21 protein-coding genes are annotated in these 25,555 nt (G+C 62.9%); 9 read left to right on the top strand and 12 right to left on the bottom strand.

Annotation, left to right across the window (positions count from 1 at the left end; genetic code table 11):
• The first annotated feature begins 135 nt into the window (after positions 1 to 135).
• Both EC86_RS0104915 and msbA read left to right on the top strand, forming a co-directional pair.
• Positions 136 to 1,392: an O-antigen ligase family protein gene (locus EC86_RS0104915; RefSeq protein WP_232229796.1), complete on the top strand. Its 1,257-nt coding sequence runs from the start codon at positions 136 to 138 to the stop codon at positions 1,390 to 1,392.
• Between the two features lie 23 nt (positions 1,393 to 1,415).
• Positions 1,416 to 3,158 (top strand): lipid A export permease/ATP-binding protein MsbA, encoded by a 1,743-nt coding sequence (gene msbA, locus EC86_RS0104910; protein WP_232229794.1) that lies wholly within the window; start codon positions 1,416 to 1,418, stop codon positions 3,156 to 3,158.
• 72 nt (positions 3,159 to 3,230) lie between these two features.
• Here msbA and EC86_RS28535 read toward each other — a convergent pair whose 3' ends face one another.
• Positions 3,231 to 3,614: a hypothetical protein gene (locus tag EC86_RS28535; protein WP_156955218.1), complete on the bottom strand. Its 384-nt coding sequence runs from the start codon at positions 3,612 to 3,614 to the stop codon at positions 3,231 to 3,233.
• Positions 3,615 to 3,774: 160 nt separating this feature from the next.
• On the opposite strand from EC86_RS28535, the gene EC86_RS28530 reads away from it, so the two are divergent.
• The 3 genes from EC86_RS28530 (at position 3,775) to EC86_RS0104890 (ending at position 5,748) form a co-directional block, all read left to right on the top strand.
• The gene (locus tag EC86_RS28530; RefSeq protein WP_156955217.1) at positions 3,775 to 4,134 is read left to right on the top strand and encodes a hypothetical protein; all 360 of its coding nucleotides are present in this window, start codon (positions 3,775 to 3,777) and stop codon (positions 4,132 to 4,134) included.
• A gap of 137 nt (positions 4,135 to 4,271) precedes the next feature.
• Complete coding sequence (locus tag EC86_RS0104895; protein WP_029524566.1) at positions 4,272 to 5,039, top strand: amino acid ABC transporter permease; 768 nt, start codon at positions 4,272 to 4,274, stop codon at positions 5,037 to 5,039.
• Complete coding sequence (locus EC86_RS0104890) at positions 5,017 to 5,748, top strand: amino acid ABC transporter ATP-binding protein (protein ID WP_269635686.1); 732 nt, start codon at positions 5,017 to 5,019, stop codon at positions 5,746 to 5,748. Before EC86_RS0104895 ends, EC86_RS0104890 begins: the two co-directional genes overlap by 23 nt.
• Before the next feature lie 105 nt (positions 5,749 to 5,853).
• Here EC86_RS0104890 and EC86_RS0104885 read toward each other — a convergent pair whose 3' ends face one another.
• The 5 genes from EC86_RS0104885 to EC86_RS0104865 form a co-directional block, all read right to left on the bottom strand.
• On the bottom strand, positions 5,854 to 6,066 hold the full coding sequence (locus EC86_RS0104885; RefSeq protein WP_029524564.1) for a DUF3820 family protein: 213 nt from the start codon (positions 6,064 to 6,066) through the stop codon (positions 5,854 to 5,856).
• Between the two features lie 2 nt (positions 6,067 to 6,068).
• Positions 6,069 to 6,431, bottom strand: a complete 363-nt coding sequence (locus tag EC86_RS0104880) for a translation initiation factor Sui1 (RefSeq protein WP_029524563.1) — start codon at positions 6,429 to 6,431, stop codon at positions 6,069 to 6,071.
• Positions 6,432 to 6,509: 78 nt separating this feature from the next.
• On the bottom strand, positions 6,510 to 6,944 hold the full coding sequence (locus tag EC86_RS0104875; protein WP_029524562.1) for a surface-adhesin E family protein: 435 nt from the start codon (positions 6,942 to 6,944) through the stop codon (positions 6,510 to 6,512).
• Positions 6,945 to 7,185: 241 nt separating this feature from the next.
• On the bottom strand, positions 7,186 to 9,660 hold the full coding sequence (locus EC86_RS0104870; protein WP_084181161.1) for a penicillin-binding protein 1A: 2,475 nt from the start codon (positions 9,658 to 9,660) through the stop codon (positions 7,186 to 7,188).
• An 85-nt stretch (positions 9,661 to 9,745) separates the two neighbouring features.
• On the bottom strand, positions 9,746 to 10,411 hold the full coding sequence (locus tag EC86_RS0104865; protein WP_029524560.1) for a YidB family protein: 666 nt from the start codon (positions 10,409 to 10,411) through the stop codon (positions 9,746 to 9,748).
• Positions 10,412 to 10,652: 241 nt separating this feature from the next.
• On the opposite strand from EC86_RS0104865, the gene EC86_RS0104855 reads away from it, so the two are divergent.
• Positions 10,653 to 11,702 (top strand): alpha/beta fold hydrolase, encoded by a 1,050-nt coding sequence (locus EC86_RS0104855; RefSeq protein WP_084181160.1) that lies wholly within the window; start codon positions 10,653 to 10,655, stop codon positions 11,700 to 11,702.
• A gap of 120 nt (positions 11,703 to 11,822) precedes the next feature.
• Here EC86_RS0104855 and EC86_RS0104850 read toward each other — a convergent pair whose 3' ends face one another.
• Both EC86_RS0104850 and EC86_RS0104845 read right to left on the bottom strand, forming a co-directional pair.
• Positions 11,823 to 13,058 carry an MFS transporter gene (locus tag EC86_RS0104850; protein ID WP_051675728.1) on the bottom strand — a complete coding sequence of 412 codons (1,236 nt, stop codon included), beginning with the start codon at positions 13,056 to 13,058 and terminating at the stop codon, positions 11,823 to 11,825.
• A gap of 21 nt (positions 13,059 to 13,079) precedes the next feature.
• A complete protein-coding gene (locus tag EC86_RS0104845) occupies positions 13,080 to 15,122 on the bottom strand; it encodes a penicillin-binding protein 1A (RefSeq protein ID WP_029524557.1) in 2,043 nt (680 codons plus the stop codon).
• A gap of 294 nt (positions 15,123 to 15,416) precedes the next feature.
• Between EC86_RS0104845 and EC86_RS0104840 the strand changes: the two genes are divergently transcribed.
• Positions 15,417 to 15,629, top strand: coding sequence for a DUF3606 domain-containing protein (locus EC86_RS0104840; RefSeq protein WP_029524556.1), 213 nt, complete (start codon positions 15,417 to 15,419; stop codon positions 15,627 to 15,629).
• A gap of 39 nt (positions 15,630 to 15,668) precedes the next feature.
• Here EC86_RS0104840 and EC86_RS0104835 read toward each other — a convergent pair whose 3' ends face one another.
• Complete coding sequence (locus EC86_RS0104835; protein WP_156955216.1) at positions 15,669 to 16,286, bottom strand: DedA family protein; 618 nt, start codon at positions 16,284 to 16,286, stop codon at positions 15,669 to 15,671.
• A 408-nt stretch (positions 16,287 to 16,694) separates the two neighbouring features.
• On the opposite strand from EC86_RS0104835, the gene EC86_RS0104830 reads away from it, so the two are divergent.
• Positions 16,695 to 17,954 carry a hypothetical protein gene (locus EC86_RS0104830; RefSeq protein WP_029524554.1) on the top strand — a complete coding sequence of 420 codons (1,260 nt, stop codon included), beginning with the start codon at positions 16,695 to 16,697 and terminating at the stop codon, positions 17,952 to 17,954.
• A 155-nt stretch (positions 17,955 to 18,109) separates the two neighbouring features.
• On the opposite strand, the gene EC86_RS0104825 is transcribed toward EC86_RS0104830, so the two are convergent.
• From EC86_RS0104825 to EC86_RS0104815, 3 genes are all read right to left on the bottom strand, one after another.
• On the bottom strand, positions 18,110 to 19,297 hold the full coding sequence (locus EC86_RS0104825; RefSeq protein WP_029524553.1) for an aminotransferase-like domain-containing protein: 1,188 nt from the start codon (positions 19,295 to 19,297) through the stop codon (positions 18,110 to 18,112).
• A 62-nt stretch (positions 19,298 to 19,359) separates the two neighbouring features.
• Positions 19,360 to 20,016 (bottom strand): 4'-phosphopantetheinyl transferase family protein, encoded by a 657-nt coding sequence (locus tag EC86_RS0104820; protein WP_051675726.1) that lies wholly within the window; start codon positions 20,014 to 20,016, stop codon positions 19,360 to 19,362.
• Between the two features lies 1 nt (position 20,017).
• Positions 20,018 to 24,073 carry a Pls/PosA family non-ribosomal peptide synthetase gene (locus tag EC86_RS0104815; RefSeq protein WP_051675725.1) on the bottom strand — a complete coding sequence of 1,352 codons (4,056 nt, stop codon included), beginning with the start codon at positions 24,071 to 24,073 and terminating at the stop codon, positions 20,018 to 20,020.
• Between the two features lie 190 nt (positions 24,074 to 24,263).
• On the opposite strand from EC86_RS0104815, the gene nth reads away from it, so the two are divergent.
• On the top strand, positions 24,264 to 24,926 hold the full coding sequence (gene nth, locus EC86_RS0104810; protein ID WP_029524550.1) for an endonuclease III: 663 nt from the start codon (positions 24,264 to 24,266) through the stop codon (positions 24,924 to 24,926).
• Positions 24,927 to 25,555: the final 629 nt, after the last annotated feature.

Here is a 25,555-nt window from a genome sequence, read left to right as displayed (position 1 = left end):
CCACGGCAGTTCAGGGACTTGGGCAGTCAGCTGATGGGTGCAAAGCATAGCAGACCGTCCACCAAATTCGCTTTGCGGAAAGGCAAACGGAATCACCGATAATGCGGGCAAATCCCCTTCGGCCCCGAACCTAATTTGTTAAAAAACACGATCAATTTCCGGCTTGCAGTCATTTGCCTGGCAGCAGCTTCCGTCGGATTGTCGATGGTTCTCATCAGCATTTCGAAGCTTTTGCTGGTAATTCTTGGAGCAACCGTCGTGCTTTTTGCAAGACGTGCTCCAACGTCAGACCAGCTGTTAAAGGGCATGAGCACTCCGACTGCAGTCATGATTGCCCTGGCTGCATTTGCATTCAGTCTTTTATGGACCGTGGCGCCGCAAGATGATGCTCTAGGCTCGCTGGTCAAGTACGGCAAACTGCTGATGGTGGTTCTTTTGCTGATTACCATCCGCGACCGGCGCGAGGCAATTTATGCCCTGGGCGCGTTTGCCGCGGCACAAACATTCCTGCTGGCAAGTTCCTGGATGCTGTTCGCGCACCTGCCGGTGCCTTGGGCCACTTCCCAGATGGCATTGACCCAATACGCAGTCTTTTCAAGCTATCTTGACCAGGGCATCATAAGTTCGGTCTTTGCGGCACTGTGCTGGCATTTTCGCGAACTCGTTCCCGGGCGGTTCGGCCGAGAACTGGCGATTTTTGTTGCGGTTTTGGCGCTCGCCAACGTCTTTTTTGTTCTGATGGGCCGCAGCGCCCATGTGATTTCGATTGTGCTCATATCGATTGCCATCATGTGGGAGCTGCCAAAAAAATACCGATCCCTTGTTGTCTTGCTGCCATTCCTGCTTGCCGTCGGCTTGTTTTTTGCATCCAGCAAGGTTCGGGACAGGCTGACCCTAGTTCAAACAGAAGTGTCCGCCTACTCTGCCCAGCACAAGGCCAATACATCATCCGGAATAAGGCTTGACTTGTGGAACACGGCGCTACAAGCCATCGGCGAACATCCGGTGGCAGGGTCAGGCGTAGGAAGCTGGAGCACCCAGTTCAACCGGCTGCAACGTGAAAAAGATCCTGCTCACATCGATATTGCCGGCAACGGCAACCCGCATCAGGAATTCCTTCTGTGGGGCGTACAACTCGGGATTCCAGGCATTCTTCTTTTTGCAGCCTTGCTTTTTTCCATGTGGCGAGACACGCTGAAGATGGCGACGCCATATGCGCGCGCAGCACAATCAACCCTCCTTGCATTGGCGGTCGCCTGCCTTTTCAACTCTTCTGTCTACGATGCGCAGATAGGAGATTTTTTTTGCATCCTGATCGGCTTGCTGCTGGCCCTGGGTCGTCAAAGCCTGCCTGAGCCTAATGCCCACCCTTCTTACAAGCAGCCTGCGTGACCAAGCCCCCTCCAAAAAAAATCGTGGCTTCACCCCAAAAACAAACACTGTTGCGCAGGCTGGCGCGCGTGTGGCCCTATTTCAGCGGCTCGCAGGCAGGTTGGGCGCTGGCCATTGGCTCCACCATCGTCGCCTCGGCGACCGAGCCTTTTGTGCCCGCCTTGCTCAAACCCTTGCTGGATCGGGGCTTCCAGCAGGATGACCTGAATCTCTGGCTGGTACCCGTCACGCTGATGCTGCTGTTCATCATCCGGGGACTGTCGGGATTTCTGGCGCAGTTTGCATTGGCAAAAGTAACCAACGATGGTTTGCTCGAACTGCGCAAAGCCATGTTTGGCAAACTGCTCAGCGCCCGGCTAAGCCTGTTTTCCGACCAAAGCTCCAGCATGATTGCCAACACGGTCGTGTATGAAGTGTTCAATGGCTCGTCAGCGCTGATCAATGCGGTCATGCGGCTGGCACGGGACGTGCTTACGCTGCTGGCGCTCATCAGCTACCTGGTCTACCTGAACTGGAAACTCACGCTGATCGTCGGTTTTCTGTTTCCAGCGGTAGCCCTGGTCATTCAGGTCCTGTCCAAACGCCTGTATCGCCTGACCAAAGAGAGTCAGACAGCCACCGACAGCCTGGCCTATGTGGTGGAAGAAAATGTCATGGCGCACCGAGATGTTCGCCTGCATGGCGCCCAGGCGTCCCAGGCCACGCGGTTTGACAATCTGAGCCATTCGCTGCGCGGCCTGTCGATGAAATCAACTGCGGCCTATGCCGGCATGAGTGCCATCACCCAGGTGCTTGCCGCCATGGCGCTTTCGGCCGTGATTTCGATTGCGCTGATGCAAAGCGCCGAAAACACGACGACAGTGGGCGGTTTCGTGGCGTTTGTCACCGCCATGCTGCTGCTGATCGCCCCCATCAAAAGCCTGTCGGACGCCGCCACCCCCATCACCCGTGGGCTTGCGGCTGTCGAGCGCGGCCTGGACCTCATGGAATTGACCCCTGACGAAACCAGCGGCCATTTTGTCAAGACAAGGGCCGTTGGCGACATTGAATTTTCAGGTGTCGGCGTTGCCTACAAGGCCGATGCGGTGCCTGTGCTTCAGGGATTCAGTCTGTCAATTGCTGCCGGAGAAACGCTTGCCATCGTCGGGGCTTCAGGTTCCGGCAAGACCACTCTGGTGAACCTGCTGCCCCGTTTTATCGAAATGACGGAGGGCCGCATCACCTTGGACGGCGAGGAGATTCGCAGTTGGGACCTGGCGTGCCTGCGCTCGCAGTTTGCGATGGTCAGCCAGCATGTGGTGATGCTCAACAGCAGCATTGCCGACAACGTGGCCCTGGGGCAGCCGGTCGATGCGGCCCGGGTCAGGGACTGCCTCGAAGCCGCCAACCTGGCGTCCTTGCTGGCCGGACTACCCGAAGGCCTGAACACTGTCCTGGGCCACAATGCAATGCAGTTGTCAGGAGGCCAGCGCCAGCGGCTGGCCATTGCGCGCGCGCTCTACAAGGACGCGCCGATTCTGATTCTTGATGAAGCCACCTCGGCACTGGACACCGAATCGGAAATTGCCGTGCAGGAAGCCATCCGGCGGCTGACCACGGGGCGTACCTCGCTGGTCATTGCGCACCGCCTGTCAACCATCCAGAATGCTGACCGCATCATCATGATGGACGCAGGGCGGATCATCGAGTCGGGCACGCACAAAAAATTGCTGGCCATGAATGGTGCTTTTGCCCATCTTTACCGGCTGGGTTTTCAATCCTCGTGAATGGTTCCAGCGTGGCCGATGGCGCATTGAAGTCTGAAACCCGCAGCCGCCAGGAGTGCAATCCGGGCCAGATCAGCCAACCAGTTTGCCCTGTTGGCTGGCAAAGGCAGCCATGTCGGTATGAAAATCGCTGTCGCCGCCACGGGTTTCCTGCTGATCGACAGGCTCGTCGGGCAGTTCTCCCAGAAACAATTCACGCAGCGTGCTGGCGTCGGGCAGGTTGAAAGCACTTGTCACGATGTAGGTAATGCCGCAATCGCGCAGTATTGCCTCTTTCAGTTCGCTGCTGGCCTTGCTGCCTTCGTGCTTGCCGAGCACATCCACGCAACCGACGACCTTGCCGTTCAGGGTGCAGATGGTGAAGGTCGCGTAAAGCCCGCCGAGCATTTCCAGCCATTGCTCGCTTTTAAGCCACCAGTCATTCTGGGTGGCGGCATTGCTTGCCAACTTCGACATTGACGGTTCGTGCAATTGGGTGAAGCGCAGGATGGGGACTTTCACCATGACCGCATGGTCATGAAAACCGTCTTTCAGTGAATGCCATATTTCCTGTTCCTGGCTGCTGACAATCGGTCTGCCCCTCAAAGGCCACAAGCCCGGCAACGGAAAAGCCAGCTTGTTGCCGGCCTTTCGCCTGTCCAGCCAAACGGCCCATAGCCCGGCGCCCGACAGCATCCCGACCAGCAAACTCACAACCGACAAAATGACTGGCCATTCACTCAAGATAACTTCCCCTGGGTTGCGCTCTGTGCCTGGTCAGCGGGTTGCCGACACCTGGACACGTTCCAGCGTCAAGGCTGGAATAAAACTATTCCGCATCATGAACGAGATGGCGGCGAACGGCAACCGGATTCATGGCCTGGCATGGCGCTTGCACGCGTTAACATGGCTTGCGGAATTTTCAGCGAATGCCGTGATTTCGCGCATCGCCCACTGCCCGCCAACTTTTACTTTTACCCATTCAAGCCCATCATGAACCTTTCGTACAGAATTTCGGCTGTTGCCGGCAACCCCTGGATGGCACCTGGCAAGCACTTGCGGGTGGAACGCAGGAATGGCACAGACATCGCGGCACACGTGCTGCGCGTTCGCTGAACACCGGCCAGATTAGCCATGGAGCAAGTTCTCTGGTTCGGCTGGTTTCGCGCCGACATCATTTCCCAATACGCCGGCCTGTTCTGGCGCGGTCTGCAAATGACCATTGCCGTCACGCTGATCTGCATCGTGCAGGGCACTGCGCTGGGCCTGGCCGTTGGCCTGGCGCGCGTGGCCGAAGCGCGCCATGCACCGGCCAGGCAATTGTGCAAATACCTGCTGCAGTGGCCGGCGGCGGTGTATGTCAGCTTCTTCCGGGGCACGCCGCTGTTCGTGCAGATCTTGCTGATCCACTTTGCCTTGCTGCCGCTGTTCATCAATCCGACGGACGGCCTGCTCATTGCTGGCGAATCGGCACGCGACCTGAAGCAGAACTATGGCGCCTTCCTGTCCGGCGTGGTCGCACTCACGCTCAATTCGGGTGCCTACATTTCCGAGATTTTCCGCGCCGGCATCCAGTCGATTGACAAGGGCCAGGTCGAGGCTTCGCGTTCGCTGGGCATGTCGTTTCCCCGGACGATGTACCACATCGTGCTGCCGCAGGCTTTTCGCCGGATGCTGCCGCCGTTGGGCAACAACGCGATTTCGCTGCTCAAGGACTCCTCGCTGATCTCGGCCATTGGCCTGGCCGAGCTGGCCTATGCGGCGCGTACCGTGGCGGGCGCCTATTCGCGCTACTGGGAACCGTATCTCACGATTTCGCTCATGTATTGGGTACTGACGCTGGGCCTGGCCTATGGCGTGAAACGACTGGAGGCACGTTATGGACGAGGTGATTCGCGTTAAGGGGTTGACCAAGCTGTTTGGCAAACTGGCCGTATTGCGCGGCATTGACTGCGCCATCAAGGCGACCGAGGTGGTGTGCGTGATCGGCCCGTCGGGCTCGGGCAAAAGTACGTTTCTTCGCTGCCTCAATGGCCTGGAGGATGCCTCGGGCGGCGAGGTGCTGGTGCATGGCGTGTCGGTGCATGAACCCAAGACCGATGTCGATGCGCTGCGTTCCGAAATCGGCATGGTGTTTCAGCGCTTCAACCTGTTCCCGCACAAGACCGTGCTGGAAAACATCACCCTGGCGCCGTCCAAGGTTCGCGGCCTGACGCATGCCCAGGCGCGGGTTCGCGCCTGCGAGCTGCTGGAAAAAGTCGGGCTGCTGGAGAAGATCAATGCCTACCCCAGCCAGTTGTCCGGCGGTCAGCAGCAGCGGGTGGCGATTGCCCGGGCGCTGGCGATGCAGCCGCGCATCATGCTGTTCGACGAGCCCACGTCCGCGCTGGACCCCGAGATGGTCGGTGAAGTGCTGGCGGTCATGCAGGCCCTGGCCGAGGAAGGCATGACGATGGTGGTGGTGACGCATGAAATGGGCTTTGCCCGCCAGGTGGCCGACCGGGTGGTGTTCATCGATGAAGGCGTGATCGTTGAGGAGGGAACGCCAGCGGCAATTTTCGACACGCCGCAGCAAGACCGGACGCGCCGCTTCCTGAGCAAGGTGCTGTAAACGTGCCACGACGTTGTAAATTATTGATAAAAACGGCCTCTTTCGCTTATTGCACGGGCGCAAGCAGCTATCATTAATATAGCAAAAGGGATTGCTGGCGCACTTTTAGCGCCTGCGCAGCGGATCGAGCAGATGCGACAGCCCGTTGTGGTCGATTTCCTGCATCAGCGCCAGCAGGCGGCCGATCTCTCCCTTCGGGAAGCCTTCGCGGGCAAACCAGTTCAGGTAGTTGCCCGGAAGGTCGGCAATCGGCGTGCCCTTGTATTTTCCGAAGGGCATGACACGCGTCAGCAGCAGCGGCAGGTCGTCGGGCGTCATCTTCAGCCGCCTGCCCTTTTGGCGGCGAAGCCCTGCTTGGCCAGTGCAAGCATCACCTGCTCGCAGTGGTCGCCCTGCACTTCGATCACCCCGTCCTTGACCGTTCCGCCCGAGCCGCAGGCGGCCTTGAGCTGCTTGCCCAGTTGCACCAGCGCCGGCTCGCCGAGCGCCAGGCCCGTCACCAGCGTGACGGTCTTTCCACCGCGCCCCTTGGTGCTTCGGGAAACGCGCGCCACGCCGTCCGACTTGGGCAGCGCTTTTGCCAGCCTGCAGACGCAGGCGGATGCCGGCTGGCGGCAACCGGGACACATTCGTCCGGCGTCGGTTGAATAGACGAGGCCGGTTGCTGACAAGGATTTTTTCATGATCTGGACGATGCCGGATGCGCGATGCCCGTCTTCAGGCCGTCCGCTGGCTGAAGAAAAGCACAGGCTCAGGGCATTTCAATTGTTGGTAATGGTGGAGGTATTGCAGGCGGCCCGGATGATTCGCCGGTAAGGATTGGGCTCGACATCGCGAAACTGCATCAAACGCGGTTCCGTCTGCGGGTACACCCGCCGCAGGTAAGGCTCGCCCTTCCAGCCTGGCAGGCGGTAGTAGTCTATCGACAGGTAGCGGGCCACATCTTGAGGGCAATCAAAAAGAACGTCGGCAACATAGGAGCGGTAGGAAATGCCGTCCCAGTTGACGCGGTCTTGCGAACGGCTTACCCGCACCCGCATGATGCGTGTCTCGCCCGTGATGGAAACGGGGGTCGGGTCCACCTCGATGGTGTTGACGCTTTCGTCGGCCGCGTCGCCCATGACGTTGAACCAGTCTGCCCTGGCGTGCGCCAAGGTGCAACACCACAGGCCGCACATCAATATTAAAGTTTTCATCTTCGGATCACGCGTGTTTTCAGGTGCTTCAGGTCAAACCCGGGCCTGATGGACTATGCGAAAAGCAGGAAACGGAATGGCTTCAAAACAGCCGCAAGGCAGCAATTATCAATCCGCAGTGCATCAGCTCATCCGCAGTGGGGTAACCAGCCAGCAGATTTCAGATGCATCAACTGATTGCGGACTGCAGCACCGGCAAATGCTGAGCGCCGGCCCCCCGGAATCCAGCCATGCCCGCCATTCAGCGCTGGCCGGGCCGGGCGGGAAAGGCCGGGTGATCGAAGTTCCCCTGAACGGTCTCCGGCGGTGGCTCCACTGGGCGCGGCCGCCGTCCCTCGGGCGGCAACAATTCATAAGCCCTGGGCATGGCCTGCCCTTCTGGCGGCAGCCGCTGGCGGTCCTGCGCGGGTGGCGGAACCGTGATGTAGCGAACCACGGGCTGGGGCGGCAGGTTTTCCGCAGGCATCGCGCCGGACTCGTCCCGGTAGGGCCTGTCATCCCTGTCAACCGGGTCCGGCTGCCCGGCGCCATCAGGCGGTGTTTCACCGTTTTGAACGCCGCCTTCCTCTGCCCGCATGGGCTCGGCCTCTTCCGATCCATCGGAATTGTTCCATTGGTTGGCAGGCTGCGCGAATTTTGGCGCGTCAAAAAGCAGCGCCGCATCCAGCACTTTGGCGCGCAGGGCCTGCTGGAAGAATTCGCCGACCATCGGCAGCGCGCTGCGGGCCCCCGGCCCCCAGCCATTGCCCATGGTGATGCGGTTGTCGTTAAAGCCGACCCAGGCGCCCGCCACCAGTTGCGGATGCATCAGGATGAACCAGCCGTCGGTGTTGTCCTGCGTCGTGCCGGTCTTTCCCGCCACGTCGGCCTGGATGCCGAACTGGTTGCGGATGCCGGCGCCCGTTCCCTGGTCGATCACGCCGCGCAGGGTGTCCAGCAGGGTTTGCGCCACCTCGGCGGGCATGGCCACCTCGGCCACCTGGGGCGCAAAGGCCTGCAGCACCTTGCCGTTGCGGTCTTCAATCTGCGTGACCAGGACCGGCTCGATGAAGTTGCCGTCATTGGCAATCGTGCCGTAGGCCGTCACCATTTCCTTCAAGGTCACCGGGCTGGTTCCCAGCGCCAGCGACAGCACTTCCTCCAGCCGGCTGTCGCGCACGCCCATGGACCGGGCCAATGCAGCGACATGCGCCGGCCCGACCTGCTGCATGACCTGCGCTGTGATGGTGTTTTTCGAATACATCAGCCCCTGGCGCAGGCTCATGCGGGCGCCGCTCGGGCCGCCGCCATCGCTGGGCCGCCAGAAAGCGCCGTTGCCCAGCGGTATGGCCACGGCCTGATCGACGAAGGTATCGGTCGGCTTGGCGCCGTCCTCGAACGCGGCGCCGTAGACAAAAGGCTTGAAGGTCGAACCGGGCTGGCGGCGCGCCTGCTGCACATGGTCGAACTGGTCCTGCGCAAAATCCCGGCTGCCGACCCAGGCCCGCACCTGCCCGTTTCGCGGATCAAGCGCCATGAAGCCGGCCTGCAGGCGCGTCTTGCCGTCGTGCAGCTTTTGCATGAAACCGGCGTCGGCCAGCAGTTGCTGCAGCGCCTGCTCCGGCGTCTGGCCGGACTCCAGCGCGGCCTTGTAGTCGGGCGTGGCCCGCACAAAGGACTGCACCAGGGTTTTTCTAGCCTTCCAGCCGGCGTTCAGGCCCCACGCCGCGCTGGCTTGCCGCTGCAGCTTGTCGGCATGGCGCGTCACCGCCTTGGTAGCCATGTCCTGCAGGCGCGAATCGATCGTGGTGCGCACCACCAGCCCGTCGGCATAAATGTTGTAGCTGTTGCGATCCGCCCACTCGATCAGCCAGCGTTTGAGCTGCTGGGCCAGGTGCGGCGCTGAACCCAGCGGCTCGGTCTGCCGCTCGAAATCGATTTTCAGCGGCCTTTTCTGCAGGCCGGACAGGCTGGCTTGGGGCAGCGTGCCGTTTTTCACCATCTGCGCAAGCACGATGTTGCGGCGCTGCAGCGAGCGCTCGGGGTTTTGCACCGGGTTGTAATAGCTGGTGCCCTTGAGCATGCCGACCAGCGTGGCACCTTCCAGCACGTCGAGCTGGCCGGCCGTCTTGTCAAAGTAGGTGCGCGCCGCCATCTCGATGCCGTGCGCGTTGTAGAGAAACGGCACGGTGTTCAGATAGGTTTCCAGGATCTCGTCCTTGGTGTAGACCGACTCGATCTTCAGCGCCGTGACGGCCTCGCGGATCTTGCGGTTCAAGCTGGCGGCGCGGCCAATCTCGTCGGGAAACAGGTTGCGCGCCAGTTGCTGCGTGATGGTCGAGCCGCCCTGCAGGTCGCCCGTGAAGGTCTGGAACAGCGCAGAAGCCGTGCGTTTGAGGTCCATGCCGTGGTGCTGGTAAAACCGCCGGTCCTCGGTGGCGATGAGTGCGTCGATGACCTTGGGCGAAATCTCGGCTAATCTGGCCCATTCACGGTTCGCCTGCCGGAACACCGCCAGTTCCTGGCCGTCGGTGGACATCAGCACCGAGGCTTTTTCGGACTTGGCCTTGCGCAGGTCGGAAATGCTGGGCGTGAACGGAACCTGGACCAGCGCGTAAAGCAGCAGCAAAACCGGCAAGGCCAGCGCCACCCAAACCCAGTCGCGCCGGGTCAGACGACGCAGCCGGCCAGGAAGCGAAGCGGCAAATTGCTTGAAGCGGGGCAGGAGCATTCTCATGGCCGCGATTCTAGTGTCGCGTCACACGACACTCGGGCGGCGCCGGCCGACGTGCTTTTGCGCTGCTGGCCACGTGTCAAACGCGTCAGCGGCGCTGCGCGGCGTTCATGATCTGTTCCAGCATCGACGTTCCACGGTTGAGCACCTCGTCGCCGTCATCCGGCACGCCGCCTTGCGGCGTCAGCTGGTTCACCATTTCCGGCAGGATTTGCGCCATGCCCGAGGACACTTCTTCCTGGCTGACGCCGAGCTGCTGCGACAGGCGCGAAAGCTCTTCCGTTCCCATCAGTTCACTGACCGCCTGCGGCGGCAGTTCCTCGTTCTCGCCGGTGGAAACCCACGAGGCGGCCTGCCGGCTGTAACCCTGGTTCCGGAAACGCTCCAGCACCCCGCCAATGCCGCCATTGCGCTGCACCCATTGCATGGCCAGCGGCAGCAGCAGGAGCATCAGCGCGCTTCCCTTGTTTCCCATGCCCGAGCCGCCCTGGACCTGGCCCTGACCCACGCCCAAACCGCCCAGTCCGCCCAAGCCCCCGGGGCTGTTTGCGCCTTGCCCCGCGCCGCCACCCAACAGCCCGCCCAGCAAGTCGCCCAGGCCGCCAGAGCCGCCCGCGCCCTGCGCTGCACCGCCCCCCATCAGCCCGCCCAGCAGGTCACCGAGGCCGCCGCCGCCGCCCATCGGGCTTTGCTGGCCGGCCCGGGCATTGCCCAGCACGCTGCCCAGAATCTGCCCCAGGAAATCATTCGCCATTTTCTTGCTCCTATTGATTTGCCAAAGCTAGAACGTTAAACCCGCATGCTGCGCCCGAGCGTAGGCAAAAACCGCATGGCAGGCACGCTGCCGACCTTTTTTTCGGCTGCCTGCGGCACGCGCCGGGCTGGTAACAAAACACATTGTCACGCGGGTAAACACCAATAACCGTTAGTCTTTATTTTTGCGGTTTGCATTCCGGGCAAACCGCATCTTTTTTTCAATGCACTTGAAAGCCCTTATGAACCGTTTCAGTTCCATCAAGAAATCCCCGGCCATGTCCCGCTCCGGCGCCATCGCCCTGGCTGCCGTGGCCAGTGCGGCCGCCACCGCCGCCTGGGTTGAAGTCCAGGCGCGCCGGGCCGAGCGCGACAACCCGCCCGCCGGCGACTTCATCGACATTGACGGCGTTGACCTGCACTATGTCGAGCGCGGCGAAGGCCCGCCGGTCGTGCTGATCCATGGCAACACCGTCACGCATGCGGACTTCATCGCCAGCGGCCTGATGGACCGGCTGGCCCGCAACCACCGCGTGGTCGCCTTTGACCGGCCCGGTTTTGGCCACAGCAGCCGGCCGCGCGACCGGCTCTGGACGCCAGCGGCGCAGGCCGACCTGCTGCGCGCGGCGCTGGAACGCCTGGGCATCGAGCGGCCGGTCGTCGTCGGCCACTCGATGGGCACGATGGTGGCAGTGGCCATGGCCCTGGCGTATCCGGAAAACGTGCGCAGCCTGGTGCTGGTGGGCGGCTACTTCTACCCGAGCTTTCGCGTTGATGCGCTGCTGACCGCGCCGGTCGCCCTGCCGGTGCTGGGCGATGTGATGCGCTACACGGTCACGGCGTTGTCAAGCCGGCTCATGCTCAAGAAAATGGCCCAGGCCATGTTTGCGCCCAGGGAGTTGCCGGACAATTTCTTCCCGGTCATCTCGCGGGAGATGATGCTGCGGCCGGTGCAGCTGCGCGCCAATGCCGAGGATGCGGCCTTCATGGTGCCTGCCGCCAGTACGATGTCCAAACGCTACGCCGAACTCGTCCTGCCGGTGACGCTCATCGCCGGAGAAGAGGACGTGGTCGTCGATCCGCAAGCCCATTCCGTCCGGCTGCACGATGAACTGCCGCACAGCGAGCTGTTTCTCGTTCCCGGCGTCGGCCACATGGCGCATTACGCCGCGCTGGACCGGGTGGTGAACGCCATCGACACGCCGCTGCATGCGGTGTCGCTGGACCACTTCACGACCATGACGGAGGACGACCTGACGCTGGGGGCTGAGCCGGAAATGGGCCGCCGGTAAAAACCGCATCGAGCTACTGAATTCATAGCTGCTTGTGCAGACTGGCCGTGCGCAGAAGGCATATTTGATGCCTAAAATTCAGTTTGCGGGTTAAAGCGAATGCGTGCCAGCGCCCTGGCGTCAGTCTTTCAACAGCCGCTCGCGCCGGCGCAGCACCCAGGCGAAGTAGACGCCTTCGAGCGCCATCACCGCGCCGCCCAGTGCAATCACCGCGCCGGTCCCGATGCGGTCGATCAGGCTGGCGGCCAGCACCACGCCGATCGACTGGCCCAGGAACAGCGACGAGGAAAACAGCGACACCGCCGTGCCGCGCGCATGTGGCGCCATCTGCGTGGCGTTGGCCTGCATGGTGTTGTGGAACATGAAAAAGCCAAAACCCGCCAGCAAGCTGGCCGGAAGCGCCGGACCCCAGTGCGGCGTGTAGGCCAGCACCAGCGCGGACACGCCGACGATGCCGCCGCCGATCAGCACCAGCCCCTGCTGGCCGAAGCGGCGGATCAGGTGGCGGCCAACCGCCATGTAACCCATGCCGCCCAGGCCGAACAGAGCGACGATGGCGCCGGCCAGCGACAGCGACAGGCTCAGCGAGCGGTGCAGGTGCGAAGCCCAGATCGCCAGCACGCCAAAGCCTGCGGCGCCTTCGACCAGCGCCATCAGCAAGATGATGCGCGACCAGGGACCGGTCACGATCTGCAGCGCCTGCGCGACGAAGCCCAGGCGCGGCGCTGCCGCCCTGTCAGGCGCCTGGGCCTTCGCGGCCGGCGCGCGCTGCCGGCGCAGGTCCAGCCAGAGCAGCGAACCGACCACGCCGAACAGCACCGTCATGAACACAAAGGCCCAGCGCCAGCCCAGCGCATCGGTCAGCAGGCCGCCGACCAGCTGGCCGCCGACAATGCCCAGGGTGCTGCCCAGCCCGGTGCGCGTCAGCATTTCCTGGAGCTGTTCGGACGGCACCGCGTCGCCGATCCAGGCCATCGACAGCGGGATCAGGGCGGCGGCGCCCAGCGCCATCAGCAGGCGCGCAAACACCAGCATGTCCAGCGTGCCGGCAGCCACCGCCAGCGCGCTGCCAATGCTGCACCCGAGCGTGGCAAAGGTGATGACGCGAAACTTGCCGATGCGGTCGCCCAGCGGGCCGTAGAACAGCTGTGCCGCACCGTAGGTGATGGCAAACACCGACACCACCTGCGCCGCCTGCCCCAGGCCGACCGCGAACACGCGCGACAGTTCGGGCAGCATGGCGTCGCAGATGCGCTGCGCCGCCATGCTGGCGAAGGTGGCGAACGACAGCAGCAGGATGGAACGGCGCGTGGCCGGGCTGATGGCCGGCGCCATCGTTGAATCGCTGGATGACATGGGCTGAACTGGCGCTGTCGGCTACTGGAGCTGCTTCAAGATCCTGCCGAACAGGCCGTTGACGATGTCCGCCAGCGGATCGCTCCGCCGCTGCTGGGGCGGCGGCGGTGGCGGTGGCGGCCGCCTGCGCGGTATGTCGAACTCGGCGTTGGGGTCCAGCCAGCGGTTGCGAAACGCGCCCTGGAACACCTCGCCGACCATCGGCAATGCGCTGCGCGCGCCCTGCCCCCAGTTGCCCATCGTCGCGCTGTTGTCGTTGAAACCGACCCGCGCGCCGGCCACGAGCTGCGGATTCATCATGATGAACCAGCCGTCGGTGTTGTCCTGCGTGGTGCCGGTCTTGCCGGCCACGTCGGCCTGGATGCCGTAGCGCTGGCGTATGGCGCTGCCGGTGCCCTGGTCGATCACGCCGCGCATCACGTCCACCAGCGTCAGGGAGTCGGCGCGCGGCATGGCCGGCGTCGCTTCCCTGACCGGCGTGAAGGTTTCCAGCAGATTGCCCTGGTGGTCTTCGACGCTGGCCACCAGCACCGGCAGCAGGTAGTGGCCGCCGTTGGCGATGCTGCCGTAGGCGGCGACCATTTCCAGCAGCGTGACCGGGCTGGTGCCCAGCGCCAGCGAAGGCACCACGTCGAGCTTGCTCTGGCGCACGCCCAGGGCCTGGGCCAGCTGGCCGACGCTGGCCGGGCCGATTTTCTGCACCAGCTGGGCGGTGATGGTGTTCTTGGAATACACCAGCCCGTCGCGCAGCGTGGTGGGCTGGCCGGTGGGCGGCGTGGCATCGCTGGGCGTCCACACGTCGCCGCCGCCCGAGTCGATGGCGACCGGCTGGTCGATGAAGGCAAACGACGGGCTCAGCCCCTGCATGAAGGCCGCGCCGTACACGAAAGGCTTGAAGGTCGATCCGGGCTGGCGCCGCGCCTGGCTGACGTGGTCGAATTGCTCCTGCGCGAAATCCCGGCTGCCGACCCAGGCGCGCACCGCGCCGCTGCGCGGGTCCAGCGCCAGAAAGCCGGCCTGCAGCATGGCGCGCTCGGCGCCGGCCTTGCGCTGGCCGTCCGCCAGCTTTTGCAATTGCGCCAGCTGCCGCGCCACCGCCTGGTTGGCCAGCTTCTGGATGTTGGCGTCGATCGTGGTGCGTACCCGCAGGCCGTCGGCGTGGATGTCGTAGCCCTTGCTGTCGGCCCACGAAATCAGCCATTTGCGCAGGTGCTGGGCGACGTGGGGGGCCGCGCCCAGGGGCTCGACCTGGCGTTCAAAATCCAGCCGCAGCGGCCGCTTTTCCAGCGCGTCGAGCCGGGCCGGAGCGAGCTTGCCATGCTTGACCATCTGCGCCAGCACCAGGTTGCGGCGCTTGAGGGCGCGGTCGGGGTTGAGCACCGGGTTGTAGTAGCTGGTGCCCTTGAGCATGCCGATCAAGGTGGCGCTTTCCAGCACATCGAGCTTGTCGGCCGACTTGTCGAAGTAGGTGCGCGCCGCCATTTCGATGCCGAAGGCGTTGTAGAGAAAAGGCACGGTGTTGAGGTAGGTTTCCAGGATCTCGTCCTTGGAATACACCGACTCGATCTTCAGCGCGGTGATCGCCTCCTTGACCTTGCGCGTGATGGTGGCGGCGCGGCCGATTTCCTCGGGATACAGGTTGCGCGCCAGCTGCTGCGTGATGGTCGAGCCGCCCTGCAGCTCGCCCGACAGGGTGCTCAGCAGCGCACCAAAGGTGCGCCGCAAATCGATGCCGTGGTGCTGGTAGAAGCGGTGGTCTTCGGTGCTGATCAGCGCATTGACGACATGCGGCGAAATCTTGTCCAGCGTGACCCAGCGCCGGTTGCTGCGCCGGTACTCGGCCAGCACCGTGCCGTTGGACGCCAGCAGCACCGACGGCGTTTCGGACTTGGCCTTGCGCAGGTCGCCGATGCCCGGCGTGAAGGGAATCAGCACCAGCACGTAAAGCAGCAGCAGCGCCGGAAGCACCAGGGCAGCCCGGAAGGGGTATTGCTTGATCAGGCTGACAAGGCGGTGGAATTGCACGCGGACAAAAGCGGCGGCGCGCTGGAGGATGGGAGGCATGGGGCAGAGTTTAAAGCGGCGCGCTCACGCAAGCGCCAGGACGCAAGCGAGGCCGCCAGCTCGGCACAAGCCGGTGCCAGGCGGCTTTTTGCCCCGATTCTTAAGAAAAAAATGCCTCTTGCGCATGATGGACGTGCGCTGGCAGCTATTCATTCAATAGCAGATTCAGGTGGCATGGCGCGCCGCCGGTCTATTGCATCGCCGGCGGTTGAATCCCGGCTGCGGCCTTGGCCTACAGGCCGGGCACGGCAAAGGCGTTACGGTTGATTCATCAACCACCTTCAGGAGACCAGCATGGCAACCCAACCCGGAATGGAACCCGACCGCATCGACATGAACGACCCGGCAGCCCGCGCGCAGTGGGCCAGAAAGCTCGACGCCACCGAGGCGCAACTGCGCGAAGCGGTGGGGGCCGTGGGCGATGTGGCCGCCGACGTGGAAATGCACCTCAAGGGCAGCCACAGCACCACGAATGCGGACCGCATGGACGAGCTTGGCGACAGCTGAGCCTGCCGCGAAGGCTTGAAGCCGCGCAAAAAAACAGCCTTATCGCCCGGATCCTGCGCTTTTCGACCGCCTGCGGCTGTAGAGCCACAGCCCCAGCGCCAGCATCACAAGGCACGGCAGCAAAAATCCCTGGAAGCGTTGCACCAGCGCCAGGATTTCCTGCCAGCGGCCGCCCACGTAACGCACGCCATAGACCAGCAAGGGCAGTTCGACCAGCGCGGCCGCGCCGTCGTAGATGAACAGGTGGCGGTAAGGCATCTTCAGCGAGCCGGCGGCAAAGAACAGCGGCGTTCGCAGCCCCGGCATGAAGCGGGCGACAAACATGAAGCCCGGCCCGTAACGGCGCATGACCGCCTGCATCGCCGCGAGCCGGGCCTCTGGCATCAGGCGGGCCAGGAAGCGGTGGCGCAGCAGCTGCCCGCCAAAGCGATGGCCCCAGTGCAGCACCAGCGAATCGGCCGTGACCAGCCCCAGCCATGCCACCGCGACCAGCGGCACCGGATCCATCACGCCCTTGAGCGTGAGCGCGGCCGCGCCCAGCAAGAGGATGTCTTCATTCACCGGCAGCCCGAAACCGCTGCCCACCAGCAGCCCCAGCAGCAGCGCATAGGCTTCAACGCCCTGCAGCGAATGGAGAAAGGCCATCAGTGAGTCCATCAGGCGCCTGTTGCCGTGTTGGCACGGTGCGAGCACAGTGAATCCGGCGTGGCCGCAATCAAAAGAAAATGCAACCCACTTTCACATCCATCGTGGCCGGTTAAATTCCTGATGCACCAATGCATTCAAAAACTCTCACGAAGAAATACTCGTATCCTTGATTTAAAAAATAGCTACTCAAATAATAAAACCATGAATTTATTTACGTTCTGAAAAAATCAAATGTGGAGTTTTTTTGATTTTAAAGTGAAATAACTTTAATTAACATTCAACCAACTTGGTTACTATTGTTTCAACGCAACCTACCCATTTTAATGGGACTGTTTCGCCTAGAATAAAATTCTAAATCGACAGTCAAGAAAAGAATCAGACTTTTAATAGTTTTCGATTTTTATTAAAAGGTAATTAATGCATAAAAAAGTTAAATCCAGAATAGTCCATATCAGCCTTACCGTTATGGGCATTTCCGTGCTGTATGGATGCGGTGGTGGCAGCGACAGTGGTGGCCTGAATACTGCAGATTCTGACCAGCCATCAGCCCCTACCCTGGCCGCAGCCACAGCCCTGGAGGACGGGACCAGCGTCGGCACATTGACTTTTGCAAAAGGTGCAACGGCCACCGGTGGATCAGGGCAGGCTATTGCGGGTCTTGCATGTGAAAAGCCCGCCAAGTCTTCTCCGGCCTATGGCTTTACCCATCTAAGCCTTGTGGTGGACGGCCAGCAAGTTGCGATTCCAGAGGACATTGGCCTGGTCGCCCAAGGCAACCCCGGCATCGCTGATGCGACCTTGAGACAAGTCGGCTGCTATTACCCACTCATGACGACGGACACCAGTGGCAAGATCCGCACAAAATCCGGCGGCGCGGCGCCCTATACGCTGGGTCAGTTCTTTGCACTGTGGGGGCAACCGCTCTCCACGACCAATGTGGCGGGTTATGCCGGAAAGCCCGTCAAGGTATTCATCCGCGATGGCAGCACGCTGGCTGAATACACGGGCGCGCTGGATGCATTGCCGCTGACCGGAAACCGCGAAATCACGATCCAGGTCGGCTCGGCGCTCAGCCAGATTCCAAACTTTGAATGGAAAAATCCGCCTGCGCTGTCCGCCACGCCGCTGATCGTCAATCGGGGGGCGTTTGGAACCGCGCTGAACGGCCAACTCGGCCTGGAAGACAACCGGTCCAATGGCCGTGGCGGACAAGGCCAGCCGGTAGATGGGCTGTCCTGCTACGGACCGCGAAACCAGTCGAATCTGGAATATATCTACCACGCCCATAGCCATGTGGCGATCTACAAGGACGGCGTACGCATGGCCATTCCCCAGTTGATTGGCGTCGTCGGGAACGATGAGGTATTCAGTACGACCTGTTTTTATCCGCTGCATACGCATGATATGACCGGCACGCTTCATATTGAACCGCTGAACTACGACCGTCAGACGCTGGGGCAGTTCTTCAATATCTGGGGACAGCCGCTGACCCGCACGAATGTTGCCGGCCAGCTCAACACACCGGTCGTGGTTTATGTCAGGGACGGCGGCAATCTGCGCATCTACCAGGGCGACCCGGCTGCCATCGAATTGAAATCGTACCGGTCGATCGTCATACAGCTGGGCACCCCCCTGAAGGAGGTTCCTTCTTTCGAACTGGCGAACGAAGCCAATTAACCAGTAGAGGCATGCGCATTCACGCAGCCCTTATTCATTGGCTGCTGTGTGGCGTGACAGGCGCCTGAGCAGATTTCGCTCTCTGCTCAGGCATAAATATTGAGATGGCTTGGAGCCCGGAATCCATGGAGCAATACCTGTAGGCGCCCGCCGATTCAAATCGCCCGGCCGAGCCGCTCCATCCCCTCTTTGATTTTCGACACATCCGCCGTGGCAAAGCTGAGCCGGAACGTTGCCTTGTCGGGATTCGCCGCATAAAACGGCGCGCCCGGCACGAAGGCCACGCCTTGCTCAATCGCCTTTTTGGCGAATTCGCCCGCATCCTTCATCCTGCCGCCGTCGCCCGTCAGGCGCGCCCAGAAGAACAGGCCGCCCTGCGGCTGCTCGAACGCCACCGCGTCGCCCAGTTCGCGCTTCAGCGCATTGCCCATGGCGGCGGCGCGTTCGCCGTAGACCTTGCGCACATGGGCCAGCGTCGCCGGCATGCGGCCGGCTTTCAGGTACTGCGCGGCGGTAGCCTGGGCAAAGGTGCTGGTGTGGGCGTCGCTGAACTGCTTGCACATCACCGCGTTGGCCAGCAGCGCCGGCGGCGCAATCATCCAGCCGATGCGCAGGCCGGGCGACAGCACCTTGCTGAGCGAGCCGCAATGGGCCAGCAACTCGCGGCTGCCCGGCACGTCGTCGCTCAAGGCCAGCAAGGACGGCGGCGGTGCTTCGCCAAAATACAGGTCGCCGTAAGGGTCGTCCTCGACCACCAGCGTCTGGTATTTGACGGCCATCTCCAGCACCTGCCGGCGCCGCGCCAGGCCGAGCAGCGCGCCGCTCGGGTTGCCGAAGGTCGGAATCAGGTAAACAAATTTCGGCTTGTGCTCAACGATCAGCCGCTCCAGCTCGTCGGTCTTCACACCATGCGCGTCGATGGGCGCGCTGATGACTTCGGCGCCGTACAGGCGAAAGCACTGGATGGTGGCCAGGAAGGTCGGACCTTCGACGATCACCTTGTCGCCCGGATTGATCAGCGTCTTGCCCAGCAGATCGAGCGCCTGCTGGCTGCCGGTGGTGACGATCAGGCCTTCGGGCGCGACGGTCACGCCCTTGCTCGCCATGAAGGCGCCCAGTTGCTCGCGCAGCGGGGCGTAGCCTTCGGTGGCGCCGTATTGCAACGCGCCGCCGGGTTCTTCATTGAGTGCCTTGCCGCTGGCTTCCTTGATGCCCTCGATGTCAAACATCGCCGGGTCGGGAAAGCCGCCGGCAAAGCTGATGATGCCGGGCTTGCCCAGCAGCTTGAAGAGTTCGCGGATGGCGGAGGTTTCGACATTGTTGAGGCGGTCGGCGAATTGCAGGGGCATGGCGTGAGTCTCTGGATGGAATGTTGGCGTGCAGGGCGGGGTTGGATGCGTGATTTTCAGGAAACGCGGGCATGAATGGTAGCGCCAGCAAGGCAGGCAGGGACGGCAATCGCGCCACGGCAATCTTCAGGCAGGCCAAGTGCCATGACGCGGCATGCCGCCAGGCGTTGCGCCAGCGCCGGGGTCCATTCGGTCAAAGCCAGGCCCAGGCACTTCAGGCTGGCCTCGAAGTGAACCCATGCCCGGGCAAAGTCGGCTGGCCGTTGCCCGGGCGGCGTGCGCTGCAGCGTGCCAGACACTGACGGACCGAGGTAGTCCAGCGCCACCCGCGCCCAGTCGAAAATTTCGGCAGCGTCCTGTTCGACGCGCATCACATCCAGGCCCGTGGCACCGGCCCGGCCAATGGCGGCCACGCTCATTCCCGGCATGTGGCTCACTGACAGATGCAGGCGCGCAAGTGGAGAATCCACGCCAATCGCCTGCCCCGGGCGGGAAACCAGCGTGATGGATGCGGCAGGTTGATCAAGGAACATTGCCACCGTCTCGCGCAAAGCCGTGCGGATCAGCGCCCTTGCCAGCGAGCGCTCGCCCGTGGCGGGGGTTGCCACGCTGATGACGGCCATCGCCCGGGAACCGCGCAGTTCGTCAACGGCGGCTTGCATGCCTTGCGGCCACGCGTGAACCGCCACCGGCTTGTGCGGAGGCAACAGCATGTCAGTTGCGCGCGGGCGCGGCCGGGCAACCCTTCCAGCTCGATGCGGCAGGGATGAACTCGCCTTTCATGACCAGGGTCAGGGCACCGAGCTTGGCGTTGTCGGCCACCACCGCGCTGTAGAGCACCGCGCTGCGCGGCCCCATGTAGACGCGCTTGCCGATGATGACGTGATCGACCTTCATGACGCGGTCTTCGAACAGGTGGGTCTGGGGGCAAGCCAGCGCATTCAGCTCGCTGTAGTCGCCGATGGTGACGCAGTCGAACTCGGTGATGTCCGTGGTGTCGAGATAAACCCCCTTGCCGATGCGGCAGCCCAGCAAGTTCAAGGCCACGGGCAGCCAGGGGGTGCCGCGCAGGTAGCGCAGGAAATTGGGCACGGCAATGCCTTCATACAGATTGGTCACGCCCTCCGACAGCCAGACAAACGGGGTCCACATCGGCACGCTGCATTGGCGGTAGCGCCGCATCAGCGACCACTTGATGGCCGCAATGAAAAGGAAAGCCCCCACCCCATAGAAAAGTCCGGCGCCCATCAGGTAAACAATGACGGCGCCCCACTGGCCGTCGCTCGCCACGGGCATGATGTCCAGGACCACGGTGTAGCCGACAGAAATCACGATGGCATGCGGCGCCACGATGCGAAAGGCTTCAATCAACCCGCGCGCCAGCCGGCGAAAGGGCGATGGCCGGTAGGTCAGGTGTTCGGGGAAACCGCTGGTCTGCTCGCGCGCAGGCAGGTTGATCGGCGGCGAGCCCAGCCAGGTGTCGCCGTCCTTCATGGCGTCGTTGGCGGGCGCACTGGAATGCACGCCAATGAGCACGTTTTCGGGCAGCGTGGTGCCGTCGGGAATGTAGGCGCCGTTGCCCACGAAGCTGCGGCGCGAAATCACCGTGGGCTGCATGGTCATCCAGCCGCCGTCGATGCTCTCGTCGCCCAGCATGACCGCATCGGCGATGAAGGTTTCATCGCCCAGCGTGAGCATGTCGGGCACCAGCCCGAGCGCGGAAGAAATCTCGGCATCGCGCCCGACCCTGGCCCCCAGCAAGCGGTACCAGAAAGGGGCGTACACCGTGGCATAAACGCCATGCAAGACGGCCAGGCTGGACTCCTGAATCTGGTTGACCAGCCATTTGGCGCAATACAGGTTGCTGTGAACCGGCCAGCTGCCAGGCTTGAGGCGCGGCAAGACCGTCCAGCGTATGCCGGCCGACAGCAGCGCGGTGCAGACGATCAGCACGCCAGTGGCCGGGAAAGCGAGGATGAAATACTTGACCAGCTGGAACGACAGGTCGGTGCCGCGCAGCAGCGCAAAACGCTCGGTATCGTCGATCCAGTCGATCAGCACAAAGCTGGGAAACACCGGCAGGAAGAACAGCGTGGTGATCAGCAAGGCGCCGAACACGAAATACGCGCCTTCGACGACCCTGCGCAGGCCAGAGACGGCGGGCCGGGCGGGCCGGTCCGTGTGGTCGAACACGCCCACGTCGCGCGCCGGCGAGCCTTTCCAGATGCGTCCGGCGGGCAGCGCCTCGCCGTCGCTGAGCGCCGACTGGCCTTCCAGATGGCCGTAGGCGCCGATGCGGGTGTTGCCTTCGAGCACGGCATAGGAGCCCACGCAGGCTTCACGCTCCAGCGTGATCGGCCCCAGGCGCAGTTCGCCGTGCTCGACCCGTGCATTTTCAAAATTGGCCGCGTTGCCGATGCTGACGCCGTCGCCAATGCTCAGCAAGTCCGGGGCGCGCAGGGTGATCGACCCGATGATGACGTCGCGCCCCACCCTGGCGCCCAGTGCGCGCAGCCACCAGGCGTACATCGATGATCCACTGAGCAGGTAGGTGGGTGCCGCCTCTATCAGGCGGTCCGCCAGCCACCAGCGGTAATAGGTCATGCCCCAGAGCGGATAGCGCCCGGCCTTGAGCCGGCCCAGAATCAGCCACTTGCCCGCAACGGCCACCGCAAACGCCAGCAGGGTGGACAGCAGATAGGCGGCCACCGATGCGGCAATGGCCAGCGCCATCGAATCGTCGGGCTCGCCGGTAAAGAAATGGTAGGTAAAGAACGGCGCCATCCATTGCGCCATGTGCAGCGCCACCAGGCCGGGTATGGCGACCGCCTGCGCCATGCCGCAGGTCCAGCGCTTGAGCCGGGGCGGCGCCACCCAGCCGGTGTCCACCGCCATGCCAGGCGCATGGCGCTGGCCCAGCACCTCGGCGATCAGGCCGACCTGGCGGTTCTGGTAAATGTCGTTCACCGTGATGTGCGCAAAACGCGGGTCGGCCCGCAAGGCCGAGGCCAGGCGCGCCGCGAACAGCGAGTGGCCGCCCAGGTCAGAGAAAAAATCGGCGCTGCGCACAATCGGCTGGCCGGGGAACAGCTTGGCCAGGGCTGCGAACAAGGCTTCTTCAGCCGGCGTTTTCGGCGTGTCGGAGCCGCTGGCATCCCCCGTGGCAAGCGCCAGGGGACGCGCCTTGAGGGTGTTGCGGTCGATCTTGCCGGAGGTCAGGCGCGGCATTTCCGGCAGCGGCTCGAAGTAACCGGGCACCATATAGGAAGGCAAGGTGTCTGCCAGAGCGGCACGCAGCTCGGCGCTGGAGCGGCGCATGCCGCCTTCAAAAACGAGGAAAGCAATCAGCTGGTCGATGCCGCCCTCCTGGCGCAGGACAACGGCGACGGTGCCCACCCCCGGCTGATGGGCCAACGCCGCCTCGATCTCGCCCAGCTCCACCCGAAAGCCGCGTATCTTCACCTGGTCATCGGTGCGGCCCAGGCAGTGGACGCGGCCATCGGGGTCGATACGGGCCAGATCGCCCGTGCGGTACAGGCGGTCGTCATGGGCATGGCTGCGCCAGGGATTGGCCAGGAATTTCCCGGCCGTCAGGTCGGGTCGCCCCAGGTAACCGGCCGCCACGCCGGGACCGGTGATGCACAACTCGCCGACTTCCCCGCGCGGCAGCAGCACCAGGCCGTTTTCAACGGCCGGGTCGATCACCATCAATCCGTAATTGGGCAGCGGCCGTCCGATGGTCACGGGCTCGCCCGGCTGCAACTCGGCCAGGCTGGCCGACACGGTGGCTTCGGTCGGGCCATAGGTATTGAACACCTGGCGGCCGGGCCGGGCCCAGCGCGCCACCAGCGACTGCGGACACATCTCGCCGCCCAGATTGATCAGGCGCAGGTTTGGGACGTCCTGGTTGAACAAGGCCAGCAGCGTCGGCACCGCGTGCAGCACGGTGACCTGGTGGTCCACCAGGCCCTGCGGCAGGGCTTCCGGGTCAGAGGCCAGCGCCTTGGGGGCAATCCAGAGCGTGGCGCCAGCCAGGTAGCTGATCCAGATTTCCTCGAACGACATGTCGAAAGCGACGGAAAACCCCTGGTACACCCGGTCGGTTTCGCGAACGCCCAGCAGGGCGTTTTCGCTGCGCAGAAAGTGGCAGATGCTGCCCTGGGTAATCTCGATGCCCTTGGGCTTGCCGGTCGAGCCCGAGGTGTAGATGACATAGGCGGGGTGCGAGGGAAGCAAGCCCCGCCGGCGAAGCCGCCCGGGCGTTGGCACGAGCAAGGCTTCGGCCGTCCAGACGCTGGCAGCGGGCTGCGCCAGGCGCGGCGCGAATTCCTCGCAAGTGACGACCCCGACCGCGCGGGCATCTTCCAGGCACACGGCAATGCGCTCGACCGGGGTATCCGCATCAAACGGCAACCAGGCTGCACCGGCCTTGGCAATGCCTGCCTGCATCACCAGCAGGCCCATGCCGCGCGGCAGCCACAGGCCCACGATGTGGCCCGGCCGCACGCCTGCCTCGATCAGGCCGGAGGCCACCTGGTCCGCCTGCGCATTCAGCGCCTCGTAAGTGAGGTGCCGGTCCGCGAACATCAGCGCGACCTGGTGCGGAATGCGGGCGGCCGTCGCCTCAAGAATATCGGCAAGCACCTCGGCGCGAATCAATTCCGGCTGAAGGGGTCCGGACAAGATATCCGGATGACCGGCACTGCCAGCGGGAGAACTGTCCAGCAAGTGCAAGGCAGGCAGGAGATCGGCTGGGAGAAGTGACGTCATAAAAAAACCAGTTGCCGAAAAAGAGAATGAATAGCCGAGCTAGCCCAGGATTATCTTTTGATAACTGACGCTACGCCATATAAAGAAATAATGGAGTCTGCGCACGCGCAGCCAGCACAGGCTGCTATGTTTTATGAAGCACTGCCCCGGACCTGCGCAGGCGCGGCCCTGCAGCCCTACACTTCCCGCCATGAAAACCAGAGACATCGCCCCGTTCTTTGCCACGCTCAAGGCCGCCAACCCGATGCCGGTGACCGAGCTGGAATACACCAGCGTGTTCGAGCTGCTAACTGCCGTGCTGCTGTCGGCGCAAGCCACCGACGTGAGCGTGAACAAGGCCACGCGCCGGCTGTTTCCAGTCGCCAGCACGCCGCAACAAATACTCGACCTGGGCGTGGACCGGCTGGAGGCCTACATCAAGACCATCGGCCTGTACCACTCGAAAGCCAAAAACCTGCTGGCGACCTGCGCGATATTGATAGCGCAGCACGGCGGCCAGGTGCCGCGCACCCGCGAGGCGCTTGAAAAACTGCCCGGCGTTGGCCGCAAGACGGCCAACGTGGTGCTCAACTCCGCTTTTGGCGAGGCCGTGATGGCGGTGGACACGCACATCTTTCGCGTCGGCAACCGCACCGGGCTGGCGCCGGGCAAGAACCCGCTGGAAGTCGAGCTGAAGCTCCTCAAGCGCATACCGCCCGAATACCTGGTCGATGCGCACCACTGGCTGATCTTGCTGGGCCGCTATGTCTGCATTGCCCGCAAGCCGCTGTGCTGGCAATGCGGGGTAGCGCCGTTTTGCGACTACCAGCCCAAGACTGAATCGCCACCGTCTTCCCCGCAATCGAAGCCTTGACACGCACCGGAAGGCAGCTTCAGCGATTGAACGTCAGACCGCTATTGGCGGCGGAACGTCACGCACAGGCGCCAGTCAATGCGAGACGAAAAAAAACCCCAGGCCGATTGGCGAGGGGGTGAGGACAGCTCGAGTTCTCGAAATCGATTTCTTGAAGGAAAGCGCCGTGCTTTGCATTCTCGAAAGCTGCGTTCGGATGCGGTCTTGGAACCTGCTTCAAGGTTGCGGGCAACACGCTGCTTGAATCACAGGCGCGCTTGCGTACCGCTGGCAGCCAAGGACGCTCCAGAAGCGTCCTTGGCGTTGCCGTATGTGTTATTTGGCTGGTGTTTCCGCAGGCTTGCCTTGAGCGCCTGCCGCGCCGGTGGCACCCGCAGCGCCTGTACTGCCTGTACTGCCTGTGCTACCTGTGGAACCCGTGGAACCGGTGGAACCGGTGGAACCGGTTGCGCCTGTCGCTCCGGCGGGGCCGGGCTGGGTGACAACGGTCTTTTCGCAGGCGGCGAGGCCAAGCGTCATCACGAGTGCGGCTGTCAAGATTGCGTATTTCATGGGAGTCCTTTGAGTGAATGGGTCCGCACCCGGGGTGCGAAGGTTGGTACGGACGCTAGATTAACCACCCCATGCAA

This window comes from Polaromonas glacialis (assembly GCF_000709345.1).
Taxonomy (GTDB): Bacteria; Pseudomonadota; Gammaproteobacteria; order Burkholderiales; family Burkholderiaceae_C; genus Polaromonas; species Polaromonas glacialis.
The sequence above is the reverse complement of the archived record's forward strand: the minus strand, read 5'-3'. Positions and strand labels throughout refer to the sequence as shown.